Raw genomic sequence first — 23,377 nt, 5'->3', positions numbered from 1 at the left:
GCGGGTACCCCCGGCTCATGCGCGTGGTGGTCATCGGCGGGAGCGGACACGTCGGCACCCACCTGGTGCCGCGGCTGGTGCGGGCCGGGCACGAGGTGGTCAACGTGAGCCGCGGCGCCCGCCGCGCCTACACCCCCGACCCCACCTGGGACGAGGTCGAGCAGGTGGTCGCCGACCGCGAGGCGCTCGACGCGTCGGGCGACTTCGGCACCACGGTGCGCGACCTGCGCCCCGAGGCGGTCGTCGACCTGATCTGCTTCACCGTCGCGTCCTCCACGGCGCTGCTCGACGCGCTGCGCGGCCGGGCCGAGCACCTCGTCCACGTCGGCACGCTGTGGCGCTACGGCCCGAGCACCTACTCCCCGATCGTCGAGGGCTTCGGCGCGCCACCGGTCGGCGAGTACGGCATCGCGAAGGAGGCGATCGCCCGCCAGCTGCAGCACGAGACGGCGTCCGGCGGCCTCGTCACCACCAGCGTGCACCCCGGCCACATCGTCGGCGAGGGCTGGGACCCGATCAACCCGGTCGGCAACCTCGACCACCGCGTGTGGGCCACGCTCGCCGCGGGCGAGCCGCTGCGGGTGCCGGGATCGGGCGCCGAGCACATGCACCACGTGCACGCCGACGACGTGGCGCAGGTCGTCGAGCTCGCGCTGACGCACCGCGACGTCGCCGCGGGCGAGGACTTCCACGCGGTCGCGCCGACCGCGCTCACCGTCAGCGGGTACGCCGCCACGGCCGCCGGGTGGTGGGGCCGCGACGCGCGGCTGGAGCGGGTGTCGTGGGAGGAGTTCGGTCGCGGTCTCGACCCCGAGCTGGTGGAGGCGAGCCGGGGTCACCTGCTGCGCAACCACTGCCTGAGCATCGAGAAGGGCCGTCGCCTGCTCGGCTACGCGCCGGCGTACGAGCCCGACGCGGCGGTGCTGGAGTCGCTGCAGTGGCTGGTCGACCACGACCGGCTCGACCTGCCGCGACCGCAGGGGTGCGCCAGGGGCTGAGGTCAGCCGACCGGCAGCGAGAGCGCCGACCAGATCTCGCGCGTCGCCTTGGAGCGGTTGAGGGTGTAGAAGTGCAGCCCCGGCGCCCCGCCGGCGAGCAGGGCGTCGCACAGCTCGGACGCGATGGCGATGCCCTCGGAGCGCACGGCGGCCGGGTCGTCGGCGAGCGGCTCGAGGCGCGAGCGCACCTCGTCGGGGATGTCGCGTCCGGACAGCTCGACCATGCGCTCCATCGACGACAGCCGCAGGATCGGCATGATGCCGGGCACCACCGGGATGGTCACCCCGGCCGCCTGGGCGCGGTCGACGAGCCCGGTGTAGTCGGACGCGCGCAGCACCATCTCGGTGACGGCGAACTCGGCGCCGGCGTCCTGCTTGGCCCTGAGCACGGCGACGTCGTCGTCGAGCGTGTCGGAGTCGCGGTGGCCCTCGGGGAAGGCGGCGACACCGACGCACAGGTCGGGCTGGACCCGGCGCACCAGGGCGACCAGCTCGGAGGCGTAGTCGACACCGCCCGGCGTCGGCTCCCAGGGGGTGCCCGGGCCCTCCGGCGGGTCGCCGCGCAGCGCCAGGACGTTGCCCACGCCCTCGGCGCGCAGGTCGCGCAGGATGCGCTCGAGCTCCTCGACGGTGTGACCGACGCAGGTCAGGTGGGCCATCGGCAGCAGCGAGGTCTCGCGCGCGATGCGCCCGGTGATGGCGAGGGTGCGGTCACGGGTGGTGCCGCCGGCGCCGTAGGTCACCGACACGAAGGTCGGGCCGAGCGGCTCGAGCTCGGCGATGGAGCGCCAGAGCACCTCCTCGCCCTCGGCGTCCTTGGGCGGGAAGAACTCGAAGGAGAAGGACCGCTCACCGACCCCCAGCAGGTCGCCGATGCGCGGCGCGGGGTTCTCGGTGAGGCCGGGGGAAGGCGGCCGGGTGCCGGACATGCCACGAGCGTACGGGGCTAGGCTCCCGGCGTGGCCGCGCAGATCGCAGGGTGGGACGACCTCGACGCGACCCTCGCACGCTTCGTCGACAGCCAGCGCGGGGCGCTCGAGGACCTCGGGGAGGACGCCGAGCGGCTGGTCGCCGCCGCCCGCACGGCCGTCACGGGTGGCAAGCGGCTGCGCGCCGGGTTCTGCTGGTGGGGGCACCAGTCGGTCGCCGCCGTGGCCGACGCGGACCGGGAGGCGCTGGCCCGTGCCTGCGGCGCCCTCGAGCTGCTCCACGCCAGCGCCCTGGCCCACGACGACCTGATGGACGGCTCCGACACCCGGCGCGGCCACCCGTCGGCGCACCGCGCCTTCGAGCGGTTCCACCTCGACCAGGGCTGGTCGGGCGGCTCTCCCCGCGCGGCCGAGCAGTACGGCGCCGCAGCGGCGATCCTGCTCGGCGACCTGCTGCTCTCGTGGGCCGACGAGCTGCTGCGCACCTGCGGCCTGCCCGCCGAGCGGGTGCTCGACGCGCTGCGCTGGTTCGACCTGACCCGCACCGAGGTGATCGCAGGACAGTTCCTCGACGTGTCGGTGCAGGCCCGTCGCACGGCCGACGTCGACGCCGCGATGCGGGTGCTGCGCTACAAGTCGGCCAAGTACTCCGTCGAGCGGCCGCTGCACGTCGGCGCGGCGCTCGCCGGCGGCGACGAGGCGCAGGTCCGGGCGCTCTCCCGCTTCGGGCTCCCCCTGGGCGAGGCGTTCCAGCTGCGCGACGACGTGCTCGGCGTCTTCGGCGACCCCGCGGTCACCGGCAAGCCCGCGGGTGACGACCTGGTGGAGGGCAAGCGCACCGTGCTCGTGGCGCTCGCCCTCGACGCCCTGCCCGCACCGCAGGCCGCGCGCCTCGACGCCGCCCTCGGCACCCCGCTCGACGCCGCCGAGGTCGACGAGCTGCGCGACCTCGTCGAGGCCTCGGGTGCGCTGGCGCAGCTCGAGACCGTCATCGACCACCTCAGCCGCACCGCCCTCGACGCCCTCGACGACGCCCCGCTGCGGTCCGAGGCCACCGCGGCGCTGCGCGACCTCGCCGAGCGCGCGGTGCGCCGTACGGTCTGAGCCGGCTCACAGCAGGGGCGGCGGCACGAACGGACCGAGCCGGCCGTCCGGCGTGCGGTCGGTCCAGTAGCGGCGCTCCTCCGCGAGGACGATGTCGACCTCGAGCTCGCGGAGCCCGTCCAGGCGGCTCACCCGCTCGTCGATGAAGCGCGCCAGGGCGGTGCGGTCGGCGGCGAGCCCGGTGCAGAGCAGGCTGGTCCGCCCCGCCACCCGTGTGGTGAACCGGGTCTCGGGCAGCGCGGCGAGCTGGGCCGCGGCCGCGACCACCGACCCCGGCCGCACGGTCACCTGGAGGACGAACGGGCTGGTGAACCCCAGCAGCGACGCGTCGACCTCGACCCGGGGGCGGACCCAGCCCCGGTCGAGCACGCGCCGGACCACCCGGTGTGCCGTCGAGGCCGACAGCCCGGTCGCGCGCCCGACCGCGGCGGACGCGGCGCGACCGTCGGCCCGCAGCAGCTCCACCACCTGACGCTCGGGCCCGTCGAGCGCGCCCCTGGGCAGGTCGCGGGAAGGCAGGGCCAGCGAGGGGTCGGGCCCCCCGCAGCGCTCGACCTCGTCGGGCCCCAGCAGACCGGGGTCCCAGCCGGCCCCGCGGTTGAGCGCCTCGAGCACCGGGAGCGTCCGCACGGATGCCACCCCCGACAGGGCGTGCACCTGCGCCAGCACCGCGGAGGTCGCCGGCTCGTCGGCGGCGTGCACGGTGGCGAAGACGGCGCTGGCGCCCGACACCTGGGCGAGGTACTGCACGGTCGGCAGCTCCCGGAGCGCGGCGACGACCTCGCCCGGAGCGGCACCACGCGTCTCGACGAACAGGTGCACCGGCAGCGTGCGCGAGGACATCGACCAGTCGACCTGGCCGACGACCCGCACGACGTCGTAGTCGACGAGGCGGGCCAGCCGGCGGGCGACGGTGGTCGGGTCGGCGCCGAGGACCGACCCGAGCTCGTCGTAGGACCCCCGCGGACGCAGGTGCAGCGCGCCGACCAGGCGTCGGTCGAGCGGGTCGAGCTCCTCCATGAAACTCCTCGTGTTGCAGGATCGTTTCATGCTAGTGGCCAACTCTGGCTGTTCTTCCAGATCTGTGGCACCGTCGTGCCGGTCCGTCCCAGACGCCCGCATGAGGAGGACCCGATGACCAGCACGGTGGACGAGCCGACCTCGCGGTCGATGAGGTCGGCCTTCCGGCTCTTCAGCGCGATCGAGCGCATCGGCAACAAGCTGCCCCACCCCTTCTGGCTCTTCTGGATCCTCGCCGGGGTGGTCGTCGTGCTCAGCGCGGTGCTGGCGGGGGTCGGTGTCAGCGCGGTCCAGCCGGGCAGCGGCGACACCATCGCGGTACGCAGCCTGCTGAGCCAGGAGGGCTTCGACGTCATGGTCGGCGGAGCGGTCGAGAGCTTCGCGCTCTTCCCCCCGCTCGCGACCATCGTGACGGTCATGCTCGGCATCGCCGTCGCCGAGCGCAGCGAGCTCGTCACCACCCTGCTGCGCCGGATGGTGAGCAGGGTGCCGGGCAAGTACCTGACCTTCGTGCTGTCGATGACCGCCATGGTCGGCCACGTCGCGGGCGACGCGGCGTACGTCACCCTGATCCCGCTCGGTGCCCTGGTCTTCCGGGCCGCCGGCCGCAGCCCCGTGCTCGGCGCCGTGGTGGCGTTCGTGTCGATCTCCGCCGGCTACGACGCCTCCCCCTCGCTGACCACGACCGACGTGCTGCTGTCGGGCATCTCCACCGCGGCTGCGCAGACCATCGACGAGTCCTACGTCGTCACGCCGGTGTCCAACTACTTCTTCAGCCTCGCCTCCTCGGTGCTGATCGCGGTGGTGATCACGGTCGTGACCGAGAAGGTCCTCGCGCGCCGGCCCGACCTCGAGCCGGACGCCGAGCCCACCACCGACGTCGACGAGCACGCCGGGCTGCTCCACGTCGACGACCGGCAGCGGCGCGCCCTCCGCCTCGCCGGCGCCGCCGGAGCGGCGTACGTCGTCGTGCTGGTGCTCGCCGTCCTGCCGAACGGCTCGTGGCTCCGCGGCGCGGACGGCGCCGTCCTCGAGTCGCCGCTCCTCACCGGGCTGGCGCTCGTCCTCGGGCTGTTCTTCGCGATCGTCGGCACCGTCTACGGCTTCGCCGCCGGCACCTTCACCCGCGCCCAGGACGTGGTGACCTCGATGGTCGAGGGCGTGAAGGCGCTCGCGCCGATCCTCGTGCTCTTCTTCGCGATCTCGCAGTTCCTCGCCTACTTCAAGTGGACCTACCTGGGCGAGATCCTGGCCATCACCGGCGCGGAGGCCCTGCGCGAGGTCAGCGCCCCCGGATGGGCGATCCTGCTCGGCATCGCCGTGCTGGTGACCTTCATGAACCTCGTCATCACCAGCGGCTCGGCGCTGTGGTCGCTCGCCGCTCCGGTCTTCGTCCCGATGCTGATGCTGCTCGACATCAACCCGGAGACCACGCAGGCGATCTACCGCGTGGCCGACTCGGTGACCAACTGCGTCACCCCCATGAGCCCCTACTTCGTCATGGCGCTCGGGTTCATCCAGCAGCACCGCCGGTCGGCCGGCATCGGCACGCTCGCCTCCTTCACCATCCCGCTCGCCGCCGTCATCTGGGTCGTGTGGGTGGCCTTCTTCCTGGCCTGGTACCTGCTGGGCATCCCGCTCGGCCCGGGCGCGCCGGTGGGCTCGCTGTGAGCGGCACCCGGACGCCCTCGTGACCGCACCCCCGACGCTCCCGGAGGAGACCCCGTGACGACCCCTGACCCCTCTGCGACCAGCACGCTCGCCACCGCCGCCGAGGCCGCCGCCGAGGCGGTCGTCGACGACGTGCGCGCCCTCGTCGCCGTGGAGTCCGGCAGCTACGACCTGCCGGGCCTCCGCGAGGCCCGTGACCACCTCGTCGACCTGCTGACGGTCCGACTCGACGCCCCCGCGCCCACGGTGCACCCCGGTGGCGACCAGGGCGACACCCTGACGGTGACGCTGCCCGGCTCGGCGGCCGGGCACGTCGCGCTGGTCGGCCACTACGACACCGTGTGGCCGCGCGGGACCCTCGCCGACTGGGACGCCGCGGCCTCGGAGCCCGGGCCCGACGGCCGTGCCAGGCTCAGCGGACCCGGGGTCTTCGACATGAAGGCGGGCCTGGTCCAGGGCGTCTGGGCGCTGCGGCTGCTGCGCGAGTCGGGGTTCGCCCTGCCGACGGTCACCTTCTGCCTCAACGGCGACGAGGAGATCGGCTCGCTGTCGTCGCGCCCGGTGATCGAGCAGGTGGGTGGCACGGCCGACGCCACGCTCGTGCTCGAGCCGTCGGCCGACGGCGCGGTGAAGACCGGGCGCAAGGGGATCGGGATCTTCGAGGTCGTCTGCCACGGCGTCGAGTCGCACGCCGGGCTCGACCCCGAGGCGGGCGCCAGTGCCATCCACGCCCTGGCCGAGGTCGTCACGCATGCGGTCGCCACCGCCGACCCCGCCGCCGGCACCACGGTCAACGCCGGGCTGGTCCGTGGCGGGTCGGGCACCAACGTCGTCGCCGGCCACGCCCGGGCCGACTTCGACGTCCGCGTGGTCACGCAGGCCGAGCGGGACCGCATCGACGCTGCCTTCGACGCCCTCGCCCCCCGTGACGACCGGGTGCGGGTCGACGTCCGCCACGGGTGGAACCGCCCCCCGATGGTGCTGACCGACACCTCGGCCGCGCTGCTCGACGTCGCCCGCTCCGTGTCCGCCGAGCTCGGCCGCGAGCTGCACGACGTCTCCGTCGGCGGGGCCAGCGACGCCAACTTCGTCGCCGGGCTCGGCCGTCCGGTGCTCTGCGGCCTCGGCGCCGTCGGGCACGGCGCCCACGCCCGAGGTGAGTTCGCCTACCTCGACGCGGTCGCCCCGCAGACCGCGCTGGTGGCCGGGATGCTCCACCGGCTGGCCGGCTGAGGCCGGGTCACGGCCCGGGCAGCAGCAGGGCGCCCGCCCTACAGCGCGATCGCCTGGGCGCGGCGCTTGGCCTCGGAGCCGCGGTCCTCGCGCAGGGCGTCGATGGGGCGGCCGGGCAGGGTGTCGTCGGGGGTGAAGACCCAGGTGAGGATCTCGTGGTCGCTCCACCCGCCGTCGCTCAGCACGGTGATCAGGCCGGGCACGCCCTTGACGACCTCGCCGTCGCGCAGCAGCGCGGCCGGCACCTTGGGACCCTCGCCGGGCACGGGGACGACGGCGGCGAGCTGGTGCTCGCGGATCAGCGTGCGCACCTTGCCGACGCTGACGCCGAGCTCGGTGGCCACGCCCTTCCAGTCGAGCCACTCGCCCACGAGGGTGTTCAGGTCGGTGTCGCCAGGCGTCTCGTCCACGACCCCATGGTGGCACCGCTGCACGACCCCGACCTCCCGGCCTCCCCCACTCCCCGCGCGTCGCGAACTACCATCACCGGCAGGCCGGGTCACTTCCCCACCCCGGGCTGGAGGCACCACGTGACGACCGACGCACCCCACGGCGCCCTGCCGACCGGGCGCGTGCTCGACGGGCGCTACCGCCTCGAGGAGCAGATCGCCCGCGGCGGCATGGCCACCGTGCACCGCGCGACCGACCTGCGCCTCGACCGCACGGTGGCGGTCAAGCTGATGCACGACGGCCTCGCCCACGACGACGACTTCGTACGCCGCTTCGGCCGCGAGGCCCGCGCGGCGGCCCGGCTGTCGCACCCCGGCGTGGTGTCGGTCTTCGACACCGGGGACGACGACGGCACCCTCTACCTCGTCATGGAGCTGGTGGAGGGCCGCACCCTGCGCCAGCTGATCCGGGAGTCGGCGCCGCTGCCGCCCGCCCGGGCGCTGCGGCTCGTCGAGGCGGTGCTGGAGGCGCTGGCCAGCGCCCACGCCGCCGGCATCGTGCACCGCGACGTCAAGCCCGAGAACGTCCTGGTCACCCGGGAGGAGCCCGAGCGGGTCAAGGTCGCCGACTTCGGGCTGTCGCGCGCCGTCTCGAGCGAGACCCAGCACACCGCAACGGGCGAGGTGCTCATCGGCACCGTCTCCTACCTCTCCCCCGAGCTGGTGGTGGCGGGTCGCTCCGACGCGCGCGCCGACGTCTACGCGACGGGCGTGGTGCTGTTCGAGCTGCTGACCGCCAGCAAGCCGCACCAGGCCGACTCCCCGATCCAGGTCGCCTACAAGCACGTCCACGAGGACGTCCCGACGCCCTCGTCGCGGGTCGCCGGCATCCCCGACTACCTCGACGCCCTGGTGGCCCGGGCCACCGCCCGTGCGGTCGAGCTCCGGCCCGCCGACGCCCGCGTGATGCTGCAGCAGGTGCGCCAGGTGCGCCTCGCCGTCGAGCAGGGCGTCACCGGCGACGCCGAGCTCACCGCCGACCTGTCGCCGCTGGCCGCAGTCGCCCGCGCCGGCGCGGTGCCGGCGTCGCAGGAGCTGCTCGAGGAGACCGGCACCGACGAGCTGCCCGAGATCCGCACGACCCGCGAGGCCGCCCGCGAGCACGAGCTCGCCACCGTGGGCGGCGAGCGCAGCCTCTGGGGCGCCCCGGTCGACCCGGCGCCCACCGCCGTCGGCGGCCCCGCGCAGCCCCACGACGAGGCGACCACCCAGGTCGTGGTGCCGACCCAGCGCCGCGGACCCGACGGCCCCGTCGCGCCCTCGGCCCCCGCCCGTCGCCGCGGTCGGGGCCCGGTCGCGCTCCTGCTCGTGCTGCTGCTGGCCGTCGGCGCCGGGGTGGGCGGCTGGTGGTTCGGCATCGCCCGCTACACCGACACCCCGTCGGTGCTCGGCCTGACCCAGGCCGCGGCCGAGGAGCGGCTTGCGGACTCCGGGCTGGCGCTGGTCGCCGGCGACGCGGCGTACGACGAGAGCGTGCCGAAGGGCGAGGTGCTCACCACCGACCCGGCGCCCGGCGAGCGCGTGCTCGACGACGGCAGCGTCACCGTGGTGATGTCGCTCGGCCCCGAGCGCTACGACGTGCCCGACCTCGGCGGCCGCAGCGTCGACACCGCGCAGCAGGAGCTGCTCGACACCCGGCTGGGCTTCGGCGGCGAGGTGCGTCGCTACCACCCCGAGGTGCCCGAGGGGCTCGTCATCACCACCGACCCGGCACCCGGCACCTCCCTCAAGCGCGACGCGAGCGTCGACCTGGTCGTCAGCCGCGGCCCGCGCCCGATCAAGGTGCCGGACTGGACCGGCCGCGACGCCGACGAGGCCACCGCCGCGCTGGAGAAGAAGGGCTTCGAGGTCTCCCGCACCGAGGAGAACAGCGACACCGTCGCCGAGGGCGAGGTCATCTCTCAGTCTCCCGACTCCGGCACCGGCGTCAAGGGCGACGAGGTCGAGCTCGTGGTCTCCAAGGGCCCCGTCATGGTCGAGGTGCCCCGCGTCGTCGGGCAGGGCGTGGCCGCGGCGACGCAGCGCCTCGAGGCCGCCGGCTTCGACGTGGCCACCCAACGCTCCAACGTCTACATCGGGGTGCAGTACGTCGTCTCGCAGTCGCCGTCGGGCGGCACGGCTCCCCGGGGCAGCACCATCACGATCAGCATCGTCTGACCAGTCGGCACCTTTTCCGGGACCCGGTGGGCAGATCACGATCCGGAATCGATCACGTCCGTGGACGAGATCGCCATCCACCATCCGGACTGGGCGGTCCTAGCCTGACGCCGTGGTCGTGGTGATGGCTCCCGGGGCGACCGAGGAGCAGGTGGCGCGGGTGATCGCCCGGGTCGAGCAGGTCGGCGGGCAGGCCTTCGTCAGCCGCGGCGTGGTCCGCACCATCATCGGTCTGGTCGGCGACGTCGACTCCTTCCACGGGCTCAACCTGCGGGGGCTCCCCGGCGTCGAGGACGTCTTCCGCATCTCCGACCCCTACAAGCTGGTCAGTCGCCAGCACCACCCCGACCGGTCGACCGTGCACGTCGGCACCGGCGACGCCCGGGTCGCCATCGGTCCCGGCACCTTCGGGCTGGTGGCCGGGCCGTCGGCCGTCGAGTCGCCCCAGCAGACGCTGGAGGCCGCCGAGATCGCCAAGGCGGCCGGGGCACGCGTGCTGCGCGGCGGTGCCTTCAAGCCGCGCACCTCGCCGTACGCCTTCCAGGGGCTGGGGCGCCAAGGCCTCGAGATCCTCGCCGACGTCGGCCGCGCCACCGGCATGCCGGTCGTCACCGAGGTCGTCGACTCCCGCGACGTGGCGATGGTCTGCGAGTTCGCCGACATGCTGCAGGTCGGCACCCGCAACATGGACAACTTCGCGCTGCTGCAGGCGCTCGGCGAGTGCGGCAAGCCGGTGCTGCTCAAGCGAGGGATGACCGCGACCGTCGAGGAGTGGCTGATGGCCGCCGAGTACGTCGCCCAGCGCGGCAACCTCGACATCGTGCTGTGCGAGCGCGGCATCCGCACCTTCGAGACCGCGACCAGCAGCACCCTCGACATCTCGGCGGTGCCGGTCGCGCAGACGGCCAGCCACCTGCCCGTCATCGTCGACCCGTCCCACGCCGCCGGCCGCCGTGACCTGGTCAACCCGCTCGTGCGCGCCGCTATCGCCGTGGGTGCCGACGGCGTGGCCGTCGACGTGCACGCCGACCCCGAGTCGGCCCTGTGCGACGGCGCCACCGCCATCGACGGCAACGGCCTGCGCGAGCTCGCAGCGATCATGCGCCGATTGGTGCCGGCCGTCGGGCGGGTCTGACGCACCCTCTCCCCTGCCGCTCGGTGTCAGGATCCGGTCGTCGCGGCGGGTCGAGGACGACCCGATCCTGACGGTGAGGTGCGGATTACCCGGTCAGCCGGGTGATCAGCGACTCGCTGCCAGCACCGGGTCGCCGACCAGGCCCCACGACAGCACGGACCTGGCAGCGAGGCCTCAGGCGACGACCGAGGCGAGCACCGTCGCGGCGCGCTCGACGTCGGCGCGGGAGACGTCGAGGTGGGTGAGCATCCGGACCCGCTGCGGGCCGACGGCGCCGATGCGCACACCGTGCTCGGCAGCGGCGGCGACGACCGCCGCGGCGTCGGGCACGTCGACGACGACGATGTTGGTCTCGGTCAGGTCGGGGTCGGCGCCGCACGCCTCCGCCAGCAGCCGCGCGTGCTCGTGGTCCTCGGCGAGCCGCTCCACGTGGTGGTCGAGGGCGTACGCCGCTGCGGCCGCCAGGACGCCGACCTGCCGCATGCCGCCGCCCATCCGCTTGCGGAGCACGCGGCCGCGCTCGACGAGCTCACGGCCGCCCAGCAGCATCGAGCCGACGGGCGCGCCGAGGCCCTTGGAGAAGCAGACGGCGATCGCGTCGGCGCAGCCGCCGTACGTGTCGAGCGCGGTGCCGGTGGCGACGTGGGCGTTCCAGATGCGGGCGCCGTCGACGTGGACGGCGACGTCGGCCTCCGTGGCCCAGCCCCGCAGCCGCTGCAGGTCGGCGGCGGGCACGACGGTGCCGCCGGCGAAGTTGTGGGTGTTCTCGACCGAGACGGCCGCGGTGCGCACGAAGAACGGGCCCATGTCGGGGGCGTGCAGCGAGCGCACGGCGTCGAGGTCGAGCCGGCCCCGTTCGTCGACCCAGGTGCGGCTGGTGATGCCGCCCAGGGCGCCGTGGGCCCCGAGCTCGGCGCGCAGGATGTGGGCGCGCGACTCGGCGAGCACCTCCTGCCCGGGCTGCACGAGCAGCGCGACCGCGAGCACGTTGGCCATCGAGCCGGTGGGGGTGAACAGCCCGGCCTCGTGTCCGAACAGGTCGGCGACCCGCTCCTGCAGCGCCCGGACCGTGGGGTCCTCGTCGTAGACGTCGTCGCCGACCTCGGCCTGCGCCATCGCCCGGCGCATCGCCGAGGTCGGGGCGGTGACGGTGTCGCTGCGCAGGTCGATCATGGTTCGACCCTAGGCAGCCCTCGGCTCAGCGGAGCAGGTCGGGGGTCTCCCACTCCTCGCCCAGCACGTGGTGGGCGAGGAAGGCGAGCACGGTGGAGTACCAGACCTTGGCGTGGTTGGGCGTGAGCACCCAGTGGTTCTCGTCGGGGAAGTAGAGGAACTTGTGCGGCACGGTGCCGTCCTCGGCCTCCGACCGCTCGGCCAACTCGGTCCACAGCCGCAGCGCCTCGCCGATCGGCACCCGGTAGTCCTTGTCACCGTGGATCACCAGCACGGGCGAGGTGATCCGGTCGACGAAGCGGTGCGGGGAGTTCTCCAGCGCCATCGCGTCGGTCATCTCGCGCCGCCAGTACCACGGCGCGTCGGTGGTCGGCCCGAACTGGTCGAGCGCCCAGAGGCTGGCGTGAGTCACGATCGCGTCGAAGCGGTCGGTGTGGCCGGCCACCCAGTTCGCCATGTAGCCGCCGAAGGAGCCGCCCATCGCCGCGGTGCGGGTCTCGTCGACGTCGTCGCGGGCGACGGCCGCGTCGGTGGCCGCCATCAGGTCGGTGTACGGCGCGGCGCCCCACGCGCCCCAGCCGCGCGCGACGAAGTCGAGGCCGTAGCCGGTGGACAGCGCGGGGTCAGGCAGCAGCACGGCGTAGCCCCGGGCGACGGCCAGCCAGGGGTTCCAGCGCCACGACCAGGCGTTCCAGGAGCCCAGCGGGCCGCCGTGGATCCACAGCAGCAGCGGGGCCGGCGACTCCGCCGAGGCACCCTCGGGCAGGCACAGCCACGAGCGCACCCGCTGGCCGTCGTCGGCGGTGGCCTCGACGTCGACGAGCGTGCCCGGCAGCGCGGGAGGCTCGGACGGGCCCCGCAGCGGCACCGAGTGCTGGTCGGGGGTGGTGGCGTCGAGGCGCACCGGGCGGGCCGGCTCGGCGTACGACGTGCGCATCGCGTAGACGGCCGTGCCGTCGGGGCTCACCTGCACGTCGGAGTAGGCGAAGTCGTCGGCGGTCAGGCGGGTCCACTCCCCCGTGGACACGTCGCAGCGGAAGACCGGGCTGCGGCCGTCCTCGTCGGCCGTGACGACGAGGGCCGCGCCGTCGGGGGTCCACTCGAAGCCGGTGGGCCAGTGGTCCCACGCGCCGCTGAGGTCGGTGAGCCCGTCGGTGTCGAGGTCGAGCACGGCGAGGCGCTCGTCGGGCGGCGAGGTGGGCGTCGAGCGGTGCTCGACCAGCACGGCGACGCGGCGGCCGTCGGGGCTGAAGACCGGTGCGGCGAACTCGCGCTCCGGGTCGTCGAGGACGGTACGGCGCTCGCCCGTCGCGACGTCGACGAGCGCCAGGGTGGAGCGTGGCCCGCCGCGCTCGGGCGCTGCCCACGACGTCGCGACGGTGGACCCGTCGGGGCTGATGGCCGACGACCCCTCGACCAGCGCCTTGCCCGCGTCGGGGGTCAGGTCGTGCAGCTCGATGTGGGCGTCGCCCGGGGCGTCGGCCGGGAGCGCGCCGGTGAAGAGCCGGGGGTGGTCGGGTCCGAGGTCGGCGTCCCAGAAGCGCACCGGCGACGACTCGTGCAGGATCGCCGAGACCTTGCCGTCCTTGCGGCGCTTGCGGGTCTCGGCCTCCGACTCCTCGTCGGTCGACGACGGGAAGGTGCTCGAGGCGACGAGCACCGTGCCGGTGCGGGAGGCGACGTCGACGCCGCCGATCCCGCCGGGCCGGGTCGCGACGACCCGGGCCTCGCCGCCGCCGGCGGGCAGCAGCCACAGCAGCGGCTTCTCGTCGTCGTCGCCGTCGGCCTCGGGGTCGGGGCGGGCCGAGACGAACAGCAGGTCGCCGTTCGGCAGGTACGCCGCCCCACCCTCACCCTTGGCGCTGCGGGTCAGCCGCCGCGCCGGCCGCTCGCCGGCCGGGTCGACCTCCCACAGCGCGGTGACCCAGCGCTGCTTCTTGGGGTCGAGGGTCGCCTGCGCCGTCACCAGCCGGGAGCCGTCGGGCGAGAGCCGCAGCCCGCTGCCCCGCGGGAGGTCGACGTACGCGTCGAGGTCGTGGAAGGGGGTGGGCGGGGCCGCGGGGGTCTCGGTCACGCCCACCTGCCTATCACGCGGCCACGACGGTCTCGTCGGCCGCTGACGGCGTCTCGAGCGCCGCGGCGAGGATCTCGGCGACGTCGGCCACCGGCCGCACGTCGAGGGCCTCGAGCACCTCGGCCGGCACGTCGTCGAGGTCGGGCTCGTTGCGCTTGGGGATGAACACCGTGGTGGTGCCCGCCCGCTGCGCGGCGAGCAGCTTCTGCTTGACCCCGCCGATGGGCAGCACGCGACCGTTGAGGGTGACCTCGCCCGTCATCGCGACGTCGGAGCGCACCGGACGCCCCGTGGCGAGCGACGCCAGGGCGGTCACCATCGTGACCCCGGCCGAGGGGCCGTCCTTCGGGACGGCGCCCGCCGGCACGTGCAGGTGGAGGGCGCGGTCGAGCGGGCCCGCGTCGACACCGTGCTCGGCGCCGTGCGCCCGGAGGTACGACAGCGCGATCTGGGCCGACTCCTTCATCACCTCGCCGAGCTGGCCGGTGAGGTGCAGCGAGCGCTCGCCCTCGGAGGCGGAGGCCTCGATGAAGAGCACGTCTCCCCCGGTGCCCGTGACGGCGAGACCGGTGGCCACGCCCGGCACGGCCGTGCGCTCGGCCGACTCGGGGGTGAAGCGGGGCCGCCCGAGCAGGTCGCGCAGGCTCTCCGCGGTGACGTCCACGGGCCCGGTGCCGGTCGCGAGCCGCGTCGCGACCTTGCGGAGCACCTTGGCCAGGGCCCGCTCGAGCTGGCGCACACCCGCCTCGCGGGTGTGCTGGGTGGCGACGAGGCGCAGCGCCTCGTCGTCGACGGTGACCTCGTCCGGGGTCAGCGCGGCCCGCTGGAGCTGGCGCGGCAGCAGGTGGGTGCGGGCGATGGCGACCTTGTCGTCCTCGGTGTAGCCGTCGAGGCGCACGACCTCCATGCGGTCGAGCAGGGCCTCGGGGATCTGTTCGGCCACGTTGGCCGTGGCCAGGAAGACCACGTCGGACAGGTCGAGGTCGACCTCGAGGTAGTGGTCGCGGAAGGTGTGGTTCTGCGCGGGGTCGAGCACCTCGAGCAGCGCCGCCGCGGGGTCACCCCGGTAGTCGGAGCCGACCTTGTCGACCTCGTCCAGCAGCACGACGGGGTTCATCGACCCGGCCTCGGAGATCGCCCGCACGATGCGCCCGGGCAGCGCACCGACGTAGGTGCGTCGGTGACCGCGGACCTCGGCCTCGTCGCGCACGCCGCCGAGGGCGACGCGGACGAAGCGGCGCCCCAGGGCACGGGCCACCGACTCGCCCAGCGAGGTCTTGCCGACACCGGGCGGGCCGACAAGGGCGAGCACCGCGCCCGACCCACGTCCGCCCACGACCTCGAGGCCCCGCTCGGCCCGCCGGGCGCGCACGGCGAGGTGCTCGACGATGCGGTCCTTGACGTCGTCGAGCCCGTGGTGGTCGGCGTCGAGCACCTCGCGTGCGGCCGCCACGTCGGTGCGGTCGTCGGTGCGCACCGACCACGGCAGCTCGAGCACGGTGTCGAGCCAGGTGCGGATCCACCCCGACTCGGGGCCCTGGTCGCTCGCCCGCTCGAGCTTGCCGACCTCGCGCAGCGCCGCCTCGCGCACGTGCTGGGGCAGCTCGGCCGTCTCGACCCGGGCGCGGTAGTCGTCGGTGCCCTCCGGCTCGCCCTCGCCCAGCTCCTTGCGGATCGCCGCCAGCTGCTCGCGCAGCAGGAACTCGCGCTGCCGCTTGTCCATGCCGTCGCGGACGTCCTGGCTGATCTTCTCGCTGACCTCGAGCTCGGCGAGGTGCTCGCGCGACCAGGCCACGACCAGCGCGAGCCTCGCGTCGACGTCGGGGGTCTCGAGCAGCTGCCGCTTCTGCTGGTCGTCGAGGTACGACGCGTAGCCCGCCAGGTCGGCGAGGGCCCCGGGGTCGCTGACCTGCTGCACCTGGTCGACGACCTGCCAGGCGTTGCGCCGCTGCAGGATGGCCACGGTCGTGCGCTTGAAGTCCTCGGCCTGCGCCCGGGTGTGGTCGGTGACCGGCCCGGTGCCGACGGGTTCGGCCTCGACCCACAGCGCCGCACCGGGGCCGGGCACGCCGTGGCCGATGCGGGCCCGGTCGCCGGCGCGCAGCACCACCGCGCGGGCCCCACCGGGCAGCCGCCCGACCTGGTCGATGGTGGCCACGACGCCGTGAGTGGCCCAGCGGTCGGCGAGCCGCGGGGCGAGCAGCAACCGGTCACCGGCGGACGCTTGCGCGGCCTCCACGACGGGGCGCACGTCGCCGTCGAGCTCGAGCGGCACGACCATGCCGGGCAGCACGACGGTGTCGGGCACGGAGAGCAGGGGCAGGTGGACGGGCTGGTCGTCCAGGGACTGAGGCAGGGGCTCGGACACGGGCTCGGACACGGGGTCTCCTCGGGGTCGAGTCTGACGGGCTCAACCTGGGCGGGCGCCGGGCGCTTCCCCCCGACCGTCCGCCCACGGCGAACGGACCGGCCCGTTGGCGGACTCCCGCCAGTGGCCTGGACCACCCCGTGGCGGCGCACCGCCATTCCCTGCGCCGCAGCAGGAACCGGGAGAAGATGCGCTGCCCGCACCGCTCGGTGCGGCACCAGCGAGGGGAATCACCACACACCATGCGTACTCGTCAGCTCGGGGGACGGCGCGTTGCAGCCTCCCTGGCCGCCCTGTCGGCCGCCACGGTCGGCCTGGCCGGCCTCACCACGTCCACGACCGTCTCCGCCTCGGCGGACGAGCCCGAGGCGCTCGCCTGCGCCGAGCCCGTCGCTCCGGCGGACCTCGAGGTCGACCAGGCCGTCAACGGCCTGACGACGTCGCGCGGCACCGCGCCCGGGGCGTTCCAGGGCACCATCATCGGCGTGCTCAAGAACGGCATCGCGCCGGGCACCGACATGATCCTCGCCGACCTCAGCTCGACCTCCGGCGTCATCGAGAAGAACGGCGTCTGGAGCGGCATGTCGGGCTCCCCCGTCTACGCCGACGCCGAGCGCACCCAGCTGGTCGGTGCCGTGTCGTACACCCTGAACGAGGGCAAGACCACGGTCGCGGGCCTGACCCCCGCCACCGCGATGGACGAGCTGCTCGACGACGGGGACGCGATGCAGGCCCAGGGTGCTGAGCGCGTCGCGCTCGGCAGCACGATGACCAGCCGCGTCGCCGCCTCCGGCGCCGCCACCCGCTCCCAGGCCGCCTCGGGCCTGCGCGCGCTGCCCACCCCGATCGCCGTCTCCGGGCTGACCCAGCGGCGCTTCGACCAGCTCGAGGGCTGGCTCGACGACCACGGCTCGGTCGCCAACGGCGGCGCCGCCTCCCTCGCCGACGGCACCGGCCCCGGGGCCGAGGCGATCGTCCCCGGCGGCAACGTCGTCGCCTCCCTCGGCCACGGCTACGTCTCGGCCGGCGCCACCGGCACCGTCACCGAGGTCTGCGGCGACGAGGTCACCGCCTTCGGCCACCCCTTCAACTACGCCGGCGACTCCACCTACGGCCTGCACGCGGCCGACGCCGTCGGGATCGTGCCGGGCGGCACCTTCGCCGGCTTCAAGCTCGCCAACGCGGGCGCGCCGGTCGGCACCGTCGACCAGGACCGGGTCGCGGGCATCGCCGGTGTGCTCGGCTCGCTGCCGACGTACTTCGACGTGACGGCCGCCGCGACCTACCGCGGCCGCCAGGCCGGGGGCACCACCCGGGTGAGCGTCAGCGACCTCGTCGCCGACGCGGGCCTCGCCAACTCCTTCGCCGCCAGTGACCGCGCGCTCGACCGCACCGGCAAGGGCACGGCGACGGCGTCGTGGACGATCGAGGGCGCACGCCGCGACGGCACTCCCTTCACCGTCGAGTTCTCCGACGTCTACACGAGCACCTACGACGTCGCCTCGGCGCCGCTGACCCGTCTCGCGCAGCAGCTGTCCGCGCTGTTGTCCAACGAGACCGAGGCCGTCACCATCACCGGCCTGTCGACGCAGACCGCCCTGAGCGACGCCGCCGACACGTGGCGCGTGGGCCGCACCTACCGCAAGGTCGGGAGCGCGTGGAAGCAGATCACCCGCACCTCGCCCGTCGTCCTCAAGGCCGGCAGCACGCAGAACGTCAGGGTCGAGCTCTACTCCCGCACCGCCGACACGCAGTACGTCGAGGTCCCGGTGACCGCGTCGAAGAAGTCGGTCGGCCGCACCGGCCGCCTCGTGGTGCGCGGCGGCTACGTCGGCGAGGACGAGTTCTACTTCTTCGACGAGTCCGAGATCTTCTTCGAGGAGTACGAGGAGGAGATCCTCGGCGGCGAGATCGCCGAGACCGTGCCCGAGACGATCAAGCGGCTCGAGGGCGAGGCCAAGAACGCCTCCCTCGCGACCAGCTTCACGGTGCGCGGCACGACGACGGCCAAGAAGACGCTGTCGCGCGACCACGTGGTGAGCGGCTACGCCGCCGTCCCCGTCAAGGTGGTCCGCTGACCGCCTGACGCACCACCGCCACACCCCGCGGCCCCGGCGAGCGCCCGCTCGCCGGGGCCGCGGTGCGTCAGCGACCGGGCGTGTGGCCCCCCGGACGCCCGGGTACGCCCGTGGTCTGTCCCCACCCGCACGACGAGAGGCGAGACCCATGAGCGAGAGCACTCCCGGAGCCGACGACGGCCTGGCCGGACGCGTCGACGACGCCGAGGAGGAGCAGGCCGCCTCGTCGAGCACCGACGGCCCCGCCGCGGAGGGCGAGTACGACGCCGCGCAGGGCTCGCCCGACGGCGGCGCGCACCCCGTGGCCGAGGAGTTCCCCCAGGAGGACCCCCGCCACGACGCGTGAGCCCGGCACGAGACCCGCGTCAGACGGGGAGCCGGTCGGCCCGGGTGTCGACGAGGTCGTCGGGCGCGCTCAGGCGCCAGGCCTCGAAGACCAGCTCGGCCAGCTCGTCGCGCTCGATCCGCTCGAGGTGGCACACCACCCAACCGAACCGGCCGGCGGTGAACTGCACCTCGAAGACCTCCGGTCGCTCGGCCACCAGGGCACGCTGCTCCACGAGCAGCTGCTTGAGGCCGACCGTCACGGTGGCCGGCCAGACGTAGCCGAACGTGCGCCCGGCGACGCGGAGGTCCGACCACCGGTCGCCCTCGGCCACGACCACCTGCTCGAGCTGGTGGGCCAGGTCGAGCACGTCGACTACCGCGCAGGACACGACCGACGCCTCAGACGTTGCCGACGACGCGCGTGATGCTGACCCGCAGCGCGACCCGCTCCGGGTTCTCGCGTGGCTGGCGGTAGCGCTCGGCGTAGCGGCGCTCCGCCTCGGCCACCGACGCGGGGTCGTCGAGCACCTCGGCGGTGCCGTAGACGGTCGACCACCGCCTGCCGTCGACCTGGCAGATCGCGACCCGGGGGTCGCGCCGGGCGTTGACCGTCTTCTGCACGCCCGCCGAGGTGATCACCCAGGCCCGGGGCTCCCCGTCGTCGGAGCCGTCGAGATCGATGACCGCGCCGACGGGCACGACGTGCGGGTCGCCGTCGGCGCCCAGGGTGGTCAGCGTGCACAGGTGCCGCTCGCGCCAGAAGTCCAGGTGCTCGCCCTCGAGGGTGCGGGTGCGGGGCATCAGGCGCCGCCCTCGTAGGGGACCTCGTCGTGCCAGTCGTCGCCGGGCTGGTCGACCGCCGCGCGCACGGCGCGGGCGACCGCGGCGTGCGAGAAGGGTCCCTCGTCGGCCAGCGCGCCGCGCACCGTCACCGACACCGCTCGGCGGCCCTCGGTGGCCAGCCGGGCGTCGAGGCTGCGCACCAGGTTGCGGACGCCGGCCTTCTGCACGCCGAGCGAGGCCGCGTCGTACGACGGCTCGTCGGCGGCCATGCTGCCGGTCACCGAGACCCGTGCGCCGTCGGCGAGGTGGGGGTGGGCGGCCTGCACCACGCTCAGCAGCGCGCCGACCCCGAGCGCGACGTCGAGGAGCAGGTCGGCCGGCGCCAGCTCGAGCGGGTCAGCACCGCGCCAGGCGCTGGGGTTGACGTGCACCAGCGCGAGCGGGCCGACCTCGGACGCCGTCTGCTCGACGGCCGTGCGCGTGGCGGCGTCGTCGGTCAGGTCGACCTCGGCGGTGACGACCCGGACGCCCGTGGCGCCCAGCTCGTCGGCGAGGGTGGCGAGCACGTCGGCGTCGGCGCCGAGCAGCGCGAGGTCGCGACCCTCGGCGGCCAGCAGCCGGGCGAGGTGCCCGCTGACGCCGGGACCGGTCCCGGCGACGAGCGCAGCGCCCGGGACGAGGCTCATGCCTTGCGCAGCATCTCGGCGACGAGGAAGGCCAGCTCGAGGCTCTGCACCCGGTTGAGGCGCGGGTCGCAGACCGACTCGTAGCGGTCGGCCAGGCCGGCCTCGTCGAGCTCCTCGCCACCGCCGACGCACTCGGTGACGTCGTCACCGGTGAGCTCGACGTGCACGCCGCCGGGCCACGTGCCGGCCGCGCGGTGCACGTCGAAGAAGCCCTGGACCTCCTCGATGACGTCGTCGAAACGCCGGGTCTTGTAGCCCGAGCTGGCCTCGAAGGTGTTGCCGTGCATCGGGTCGCACACCCACGCCGCCTCGACGCCGGCCGCGGTGACCTTCTCGAGCAGCGTGGGCAGCGCGTCGCGGATCCGACCCGCACCCATGCGGGTGATGAAGGTGAGTCGGCCGGGCTCGTTGAGCGGGTTGAGCTTGGCGGCGAGCGCGATCGCGTCGTCAGGCGTCGTGGTCGGTCCGAGCTTGACCCCGATGGGGTTCTGGATCCGGCTCATCAGCTCGACGTGGGCACCGTCGAGCTGGCGGGTGCGCTCGCCGATCCACAGGAAGTGGCTCGAGACGTCGTACGGCAGCTGGGTGCGGCTGTCGGTACGGGTCATCGCGTGCTCGTACTCCAGCACCAGCGCCTCGTGGCTGGAGTGGAAGTCGACCCGGCGCAGCTCCTCGGGGTCGACGCCGATGGCCGACATGAACGACATCGCCTTGTCGATCTCGCCGGCGAGCTGCTCGTAGCGACGGCCCACGTCGGAGCCCAGCACGAAGTCGGTGTTCCAGGTGTGCACCTGGCGCAGGTCGGCGTAGCCGCCGGTGACGAAGGCGCGCACGAGGTTCAGCGTGGCGGCCGAGGCGTGGTAGACGTCGACGAGCCGCTGCGGGTCGGGCACGCGCGAGGACTCGGTGAAGTCGAAGCCGTTGACCGCGTCGCCGCGGTAGGCCGGCAGCGTGACGCCGTCGCGGGTCTCGAAGTCCGACGAGCGCGGCTTGGCGTACTGCCCCGCCAGGCGGCCGAGCTTGACCACCGGGACCGAGCCGGCGTACGTCAGCACGACCGCCATCTGCAGCAGCACCCGCAGCTTGTTGCGGACGTTGTCGGCGGTGACGCCCGCCAGGGTCTCGGCGCAGTCGCCGCCCTGCAGCAGGAACGCCTCGCCGCGCGCGACCTCGGCCAGCTTGCCCTTCAGCTCGTCGCACTCGCCGGCGAAGACCAGCGGCGGCATCGAGCGGAGGCGGGCGACGGCGCCGTCGACGGCCCCGCGGTCGGGGTACGACGGCTGCTGCGCGGCCCCGATGGCGTGCAGGGAAGCGAGGTCAGGAACTGCGACGGACACCGCTCCATGCTACGGGCGCGCCGCCGCGCCCTCCGAATCGCGGGCGTCCCGTGGACGGGGCTCAGTCGGCCAGGTGCTCGACGTCCTCGAACTGCGTCGGGTCGGTGCCGGTGATCTTGTTGGCGACGACCGTCACCACCCACAGCACCACGCCGAGGAGCAGCAGCCCGCCGGCGATCTTGTACTGGATCATGTCGGCCTCCAGCCGGGCCCACGGGCCGAGCAGGTAGAGGCAGGCCGTCGCGCCCACGACGGGCACCCAGGTCGGCGCCCGGAAGGCGCCCTCGGGGCCGGGGTCGCGGCGCAGCACCAGCACGGTGATGTTGACGATCGCGAAGACCGCGAGCAGGAGCAGCGCGGTGGTGCCGGAGAGGGCGGCGACCACGGTGTTCTCACTCTGCAGCCGCACCACGGTGATGAGCACCAGCGCGATGACGGTGGTGAAGCCGATCGCGGCCCACGGGGCCCGACTGCGGGGGCTCACGACCGCCAACGGCTTGGGCAGCACCTGCTGCTTGGCCATGCCGTAGACGAGGCGGCTCGCCATGAGCATGTTGATGAGGGCGGTGTTGGCCACGGCGAAGACGGTGAGGAAGGGGAAGATCGAGTCGATCGGCACGTCCGGGGCGCCGATGCGCACGACGTCGAGCAGGATGCCTGCCTCGGGGTTCTGCGGCTCGGCGATCTGCCCGGCCGGGATCACGGCGATGACCGAGACCGCGACGAGCATGTAGACGATCACCGCGATGCCCAGGCCGGTGAACATCATCCTCGGGAAGATCCGGGCGGGGTCCTTGGTCTCCTCCACCATGTTGACGGAGTCCTCGAAGCCGACCATCGAGAAGAACGCGATGGCCGTGGCGATGGTGACCGCGGCGAAGAGACCCTTGTCGTCGGGGTTCTCGAAGACGGTGATGCGGCTGACGTCGGAGTCACCACCAGCGATGACGATGAACCCGATCCCGATCACGATGGCCAGGGCGGTGATCTCGATCAGGGTCAGCACGACGTTGAACTTCACGCTCTCGCCGACGCCCCGCAGGTTGATCAGCGCGAGCACGACCATGAAGACGAGCGCCGTGACCAGGGTGGCGGTGTCACCGGTGGGCGTGCCGGGCACGAGCTCCTCGACGCCGATGAGCAGGTTGCTCGCCAGCAGGCCCGACGACGTCGACGCACTGGTGATGCCCGACGACATCACGGTGAAGGCCACCAGGAACGTGACGAAGTGGATGCCGAAGGCCTTGTGCGTGTACAGCGCGGCGCCGGCGGCGCGGGGGTACTTGCAGACCAGCTCGAGGTAGGAGTAGGCCGTCAGCGTGGCGACCGAGAAGGCCACGAGGAACGGCAGCCACGCGATGCCGCCGACCTGACCGGCCAGGCGACCGGTGACGGCGTAGACACCGGCTCCCAGGATGTCGCCGACGATGAAGAGCAGCAGCAGACCCGGGCCCATCACCCGCTTGAGCTCGGTGCCGTGCTGCTGGCCCGGCGGGCGGGCGGCGTCGTCGGTGGCGGTGCGGTCGGTGTCGCTGGACATGTCGTCCTCCCTGAGAGGAGCCTGAGCGGTCCTCGTCAGGCACATCGTGGACCCTCCGGGCCCCCGGGGCCAGCACCGCGCCGTACGCCGCCCCGACCGTCGGCACGGGTCCGGGGAAAACCAGGTGAGGCACGTCGGTGCCCGGCCGTAAGTTGGCTCACCGTGTCGACCGTCGTGCAGCAGACCCGCGAGCCGGCTCCCGCCGCCTCGGCCGGGAGGCCGCCGCCGCACGAGCCCGACCGCCGGCTCGACCTCGCCCGGCTGCGTCGTCCGGTGGCGGCGCTCGCCGTCGCGGCGGCCGACCTCGAGGCCGTC

Annotated in this window: 19 protein-coding genes; 8 read left to right on the top strand and 11 right to left on the bottom strand. The window is 74.1% G+C overall.

The annotated features are described in order from the left end of the window. Positions 1–17: 17 nt before the first annotated feature. Positions 18–998: an NAD-dependent epimerase/dehydratase family protein gene (locus ACYU8I_RS17505; RefSeq protein ID WP_460843337.1), complete on the top strand. Its 981-nt coding sequence runs from the start codon at positions 18–20 to the stop codon at positions 996–998. Positions 999–1,000: 2 nt separating this feature from the next. Here ACYU8I_RS17505 and metF read toward each other — a convergent pair whose 3' ends face one another. Next, positions 1,001–1,927, bottom strand: coding sequence for a methylenetetrahydrofolate reductase [NAD(P)H] (gene metF, locus ACYU8I_RS17500; protein WP_460843333.1), 927 nt, complete (start codon positions 1,925–1,927; stop codon positions 1,001–1,003). A gap of 30 nt (positions 1,928–1,957) precedes the next feature. On the opposite strand from metF, the gene ACYU8I_RS17495 reads away from it, so the two are divergent. Beyond that, complete coding sequence (locus ACYU8I_RS17495) at positions 1,958–3,031, top strand: polyprenyl synthetase family protein (protein WP_460843329.1); 1,074 nt, start codon at positions 1,958–1,960, stop codon at positions 3,029–3,031. 6 nt (positions 3,032–3,037) lie between these two features. Here the strand turns inward: ACYU8I_RS17495 and ACYU8I_RS17490 are convergent, their stop codons facing one another. Beyond that, positions 3,038–4,051 (bottom strand): Lrp/AsnC family transcriptional regulator, encoded by a 1,014-nt coding sequence (locus tag ACYU8I_RS17490; protein ID WP_460843327.1) that lies wholly within the window; start codon positions 4,049–4,051, stop codon positions 3,038–3,040. A gap of 114 nt (positions 4,052–4,165) precedes the next feature. On the opposite strand from ACYU8I_RS17490, the gene ACYU8I_RS17485 reads away from it, so the two are divergent. Next, positions 4,166–5,722 (top strand): AbgT family transporter, encoded by a 1,557-nt coding sequence (locus ACYU8I_RS17485; RefSeq protein WP_460843324.1) that lies wholly within the window; start codon positions 4,166–4,168, stop codon positions 5,720–5,722. Between the two features lie 54 nt (positions 5,723–5,776). Further along, positions 5,777–6,955, top strand: a complete 1,179-nt coding sequence (locus tag ACYU8I_RS17480) for a M20 family metallopeptidase (protein ID WP_460843321.1) — start codon at positions 5,777–5,779, stop codon at positions 6,953–6,955. Between the two features lie 38 nt (positions 6,956–6,993). Here ACYU8I_RS17480 and ACYU8I_RS17475 read toward each other — a convergent pair whose 3' ends face one another. Continuing rightward, positions 6,994–7,365, bottom strand: a complete 372-nt coding sequence (locus ACYU8I_RS17475) for an Rv2175c family DNA-binding protein (RefSeq protein ID WP_460843319.1) — start codon at positions 7,363–7,365, stop codon at positions 6,994–6,996. Positions 7,366–7,485: 120 nt separating this feature from the next. Between ACYU8I_RS17475 and pknB the strand changes: the two genes are divergently transcribed. Continuing rightward, entirely contained in the window at positions 7,486–9,561 is a 2,076-nt protein-coding gene (gene pknB / locus ACYU8I_RS17470) for a Stk1 family PASTA domain-containing Ser/Thr kinase (RefSeq protein ID WP_460843316.1), read from the top strand. Positions 9,562–9,673: 112 nt separating this feature from the next. Then, complete coding sequence (gene aroF, locus ACYU8I_RS17465) at positions 9,674–10,696, top strand: 3-deoxy-7-phosphoheptulonate synthase (protein WP_460843315.1); 1,023 nt, start codon at positions 9,674–9,676, stop codon at positions 10,694–10,696. Between the two features lie 174 nt (positions 10,697–10,870). On the opposite strand, the gene ACYU8I_RS17460 is transcribed toward aroF, so the two are convergent. Genes ACYU8I_RS17460 through lon form a run of 3 tightly spaced genes read right to left on the bottom strand, consistent with a single transcriptional unit; the run spans position 10,871 to position 16,323 of the window. Continuing rightward, complete coding sequence (locus ACYU8I_RS17460) at positions 10,871–11,869, bottom strand: threonine aldolase family protein (RefSeq protein WP_460843313.1); 999 nt, start codon at positions 11,867–11,869, stop codon at positions 10,871–10,873. A gap of 25 nt (positions 11,870–11,894) precedes the next feature. Continuing rightward, complete coding sequence (locus ACYU8I_RS17455; protein WP_460843311.1) at positions 11,895–13,943, bottom strand: S9 family peptidase; 2,049 nt, start codon at positions 13,941–13,943, stop codon at positions 11,895–11,897. Between the two features lie 13 nt (positions 13,944–13,956). Next, positions 13,957–16,323, bottom strand: coding sequence for an endopeptidase La (gene lon / locus ACYU8I_RS17450; protein ID WP_460843309.1), 2,367 nt, complete (start codon positions 16,321–16,323; stop codon positions 13,957–13,959). Positions 16,324–16,553: 230 nt separating this feature from the next. Between lon and ACYU8I_RS17445 the strand changes: the two genes are divergently transcribed. Both ACYU8I_RS17445 and ACYU8I_RS17440 read left to right on the top strand, forming a co-directional pair. After that, a complete protein-coding gene (locus ACYU8I_RS17445; protein ID WP_460843307.1) occupies positions 16,554–18,389 on the top strand; it encodes a hypothetical protein in 1,836 nt (611 codons plus the stop codon). A gap of 148 nt (positions 18,390–18,537) precedes the next feature. Beyond that, a complete protein-coding gene (locus ACYU8I_RS17440; protein WP_460843304.1) occupies positions 18,538–18,735 on the top strand; it encodes a hypothetical protein in 198 nt (65 codons plus the stop codon). 19 nt (positions 18,736–18,754) lie between these two features. Here the strand turns inward: ACYU8I_RS17440 and ACYU8I_RS17435 are convergent, their stop codons facing one another. From ACYU8I_RS17435 to ACYU8I_RS17415, 5 genes are all read right to left on the bottom strand, one after another. Then, positions 18,755–19,105 carry an MmcQ/YjbR family DNA-binding protein gene (locus tag ACYU8I_RS17435; RefSeq protein ID WP_460843302.1) on the bottom strand — a complete coding sequence of 117 codons (351 nt, stop codon included), beginning with the start codon at positions 19,103–19,105 and terminating at the stop codon, positions 18,755–18,757. Between the two features lie 10 nt (positions 19,106–19,115). Then, positions 19,116–19,517: a PPOX class F420-dependent oxidoreductase gene (locus ACYU8I_RS17430; protein WP_460843299.1), complete on the bottom strand. Its 402-nt coding sequence runs from the start codon at positions 19,515–19,517 to the stop codon at positions 19,116–19,118. Beyond that, positions 19,517–20,185: an SDR family oxidoreductase gene (locus tag ACYU8I_RS17425; protein ID WP_460843297.1), complete on the bottom strand. Its 669-nt coding sequence runs from the start codon at positions 20,183–20,185 to the stop codon at positions 19,517–19,519. Before ACYU8I_RS17425 ends, ACYU8I_RS17430 begins: the two co-directional genes overlap by 1 nt. Continuing rightward, the gene (locus tag ACYU8I_RS17420) at positions 20,182–21,522 is read right to left on the bottom strand and encodes a class II 3-deoxy-7-phosphoheptulonate synthase (RefSeq protein WP_460843295.1); all 1,341 of its coding nucleotides are present in this window, start codon (positions 21,520–21,522) and stop codon (positions 20,182–20,184) included. Before ACYU8I_RS17420 ends, ACYU8I_RS17425 begins: the two co-directional genes overlap by 4 nt. Positions 21,523–21,583: 61 nt before the next feature. Then, positions 21,584–23,062, bottom strand: coding sequence for an APC family permease (locus ACYU8I_RS17415; protein ID WP_460843292.1), 1,479 nt, complete (start codon positions 23,060–23,062; stop codon positions 21,584–21,586). Positions 23,063–23,377: the final 315 nt, after the last annotated feature.

This window comes from Nocardioides marmoraquaticus, assembly GCF_054777915.1.
This window is presented reverse-complemented; position numbering and strand designations above follow the sequence as displayed.

What these genes read in the sequence shown, in the direction of transcription:
- ACYU8I_RS17485 (WP_460843324.1), top strand. Translation starts at nt 4,166, where the DNA reads ATGACCAGCACGGTGGACGAGCCGACCTCGCGGTCGATGAGGTCGGCC.
- ACYU8I_RS17425 (WP_460843297.1), bottom strand. Translation starts at nt 20,185, where the DNA reads ATGAGCCTCGTCCCGGGCGCTGCGCTCGTCGCCGGGACCGGTCCCGGC.
- ACYU8I_RS17460 (WP_460843313.1), bottom strand. Translation starts at nt 11,869, where the DNA reads ATGATCGACCTGCGCAGCGACACCGTCACCGCCCCGACCTCGGCGATG.
- ACYU8I_RS17490 (WP_460843327.1), bottom strand. Translation starts at nt 4,051, where the DNA reads ATGGAGGAGCTCGACCCGCTCGACCGACGCCTGGTCGGCGCGCTGCAC.
- ACYU8I_RS17440 (WP_460843304.1), top strand. Translation starts at nt 18,538, where the DNA reads ATGAGCGAGAGCACTCCCGGAGCCGACGACGGCCTGGCCGGACGCGTC.
- ACYU8I_RS17445 (WP_460843307.1), top strand. Translation starts at nt 16,554, where the DNA reads ATGCGTACTCGTCAGCTCGGGGGACGGCGCGTTGCAGCCTCCCTGGCC.
- ACYU8I_RS17505 (WP_460843337.1), top strand. Translation starts at nt 18, where the DNA reads ATGCGCGTGGTGGTCATCGGCGGGAGCGGACACGTCGGCACCCACCTG.
- ACYU8I_RS17430 (WP_460843299.1), bottom strand. Translation starts at nt 19,517, where the DNA reads ATGCCCCGCACCCGCACCCTCGAGGGCGAGCACCTGGACTTCTGGCGC.
- metF (WP_460843333.1), bottom strand. Translation starts at nt 1,927, where the DNA reads ATGTCCGGCACCCGGCCGCCTTCCCCCGGCCTCACCGAGAACCCCGCG.
- ACYU8I_RS17415 (WP_460843292.1), bottom strand. Translation starts at nt 23,062, where the DNA reads ATGTCCAGCGACACCGACCGCACCGCCACCGACGACGCCGCCCGCCCG.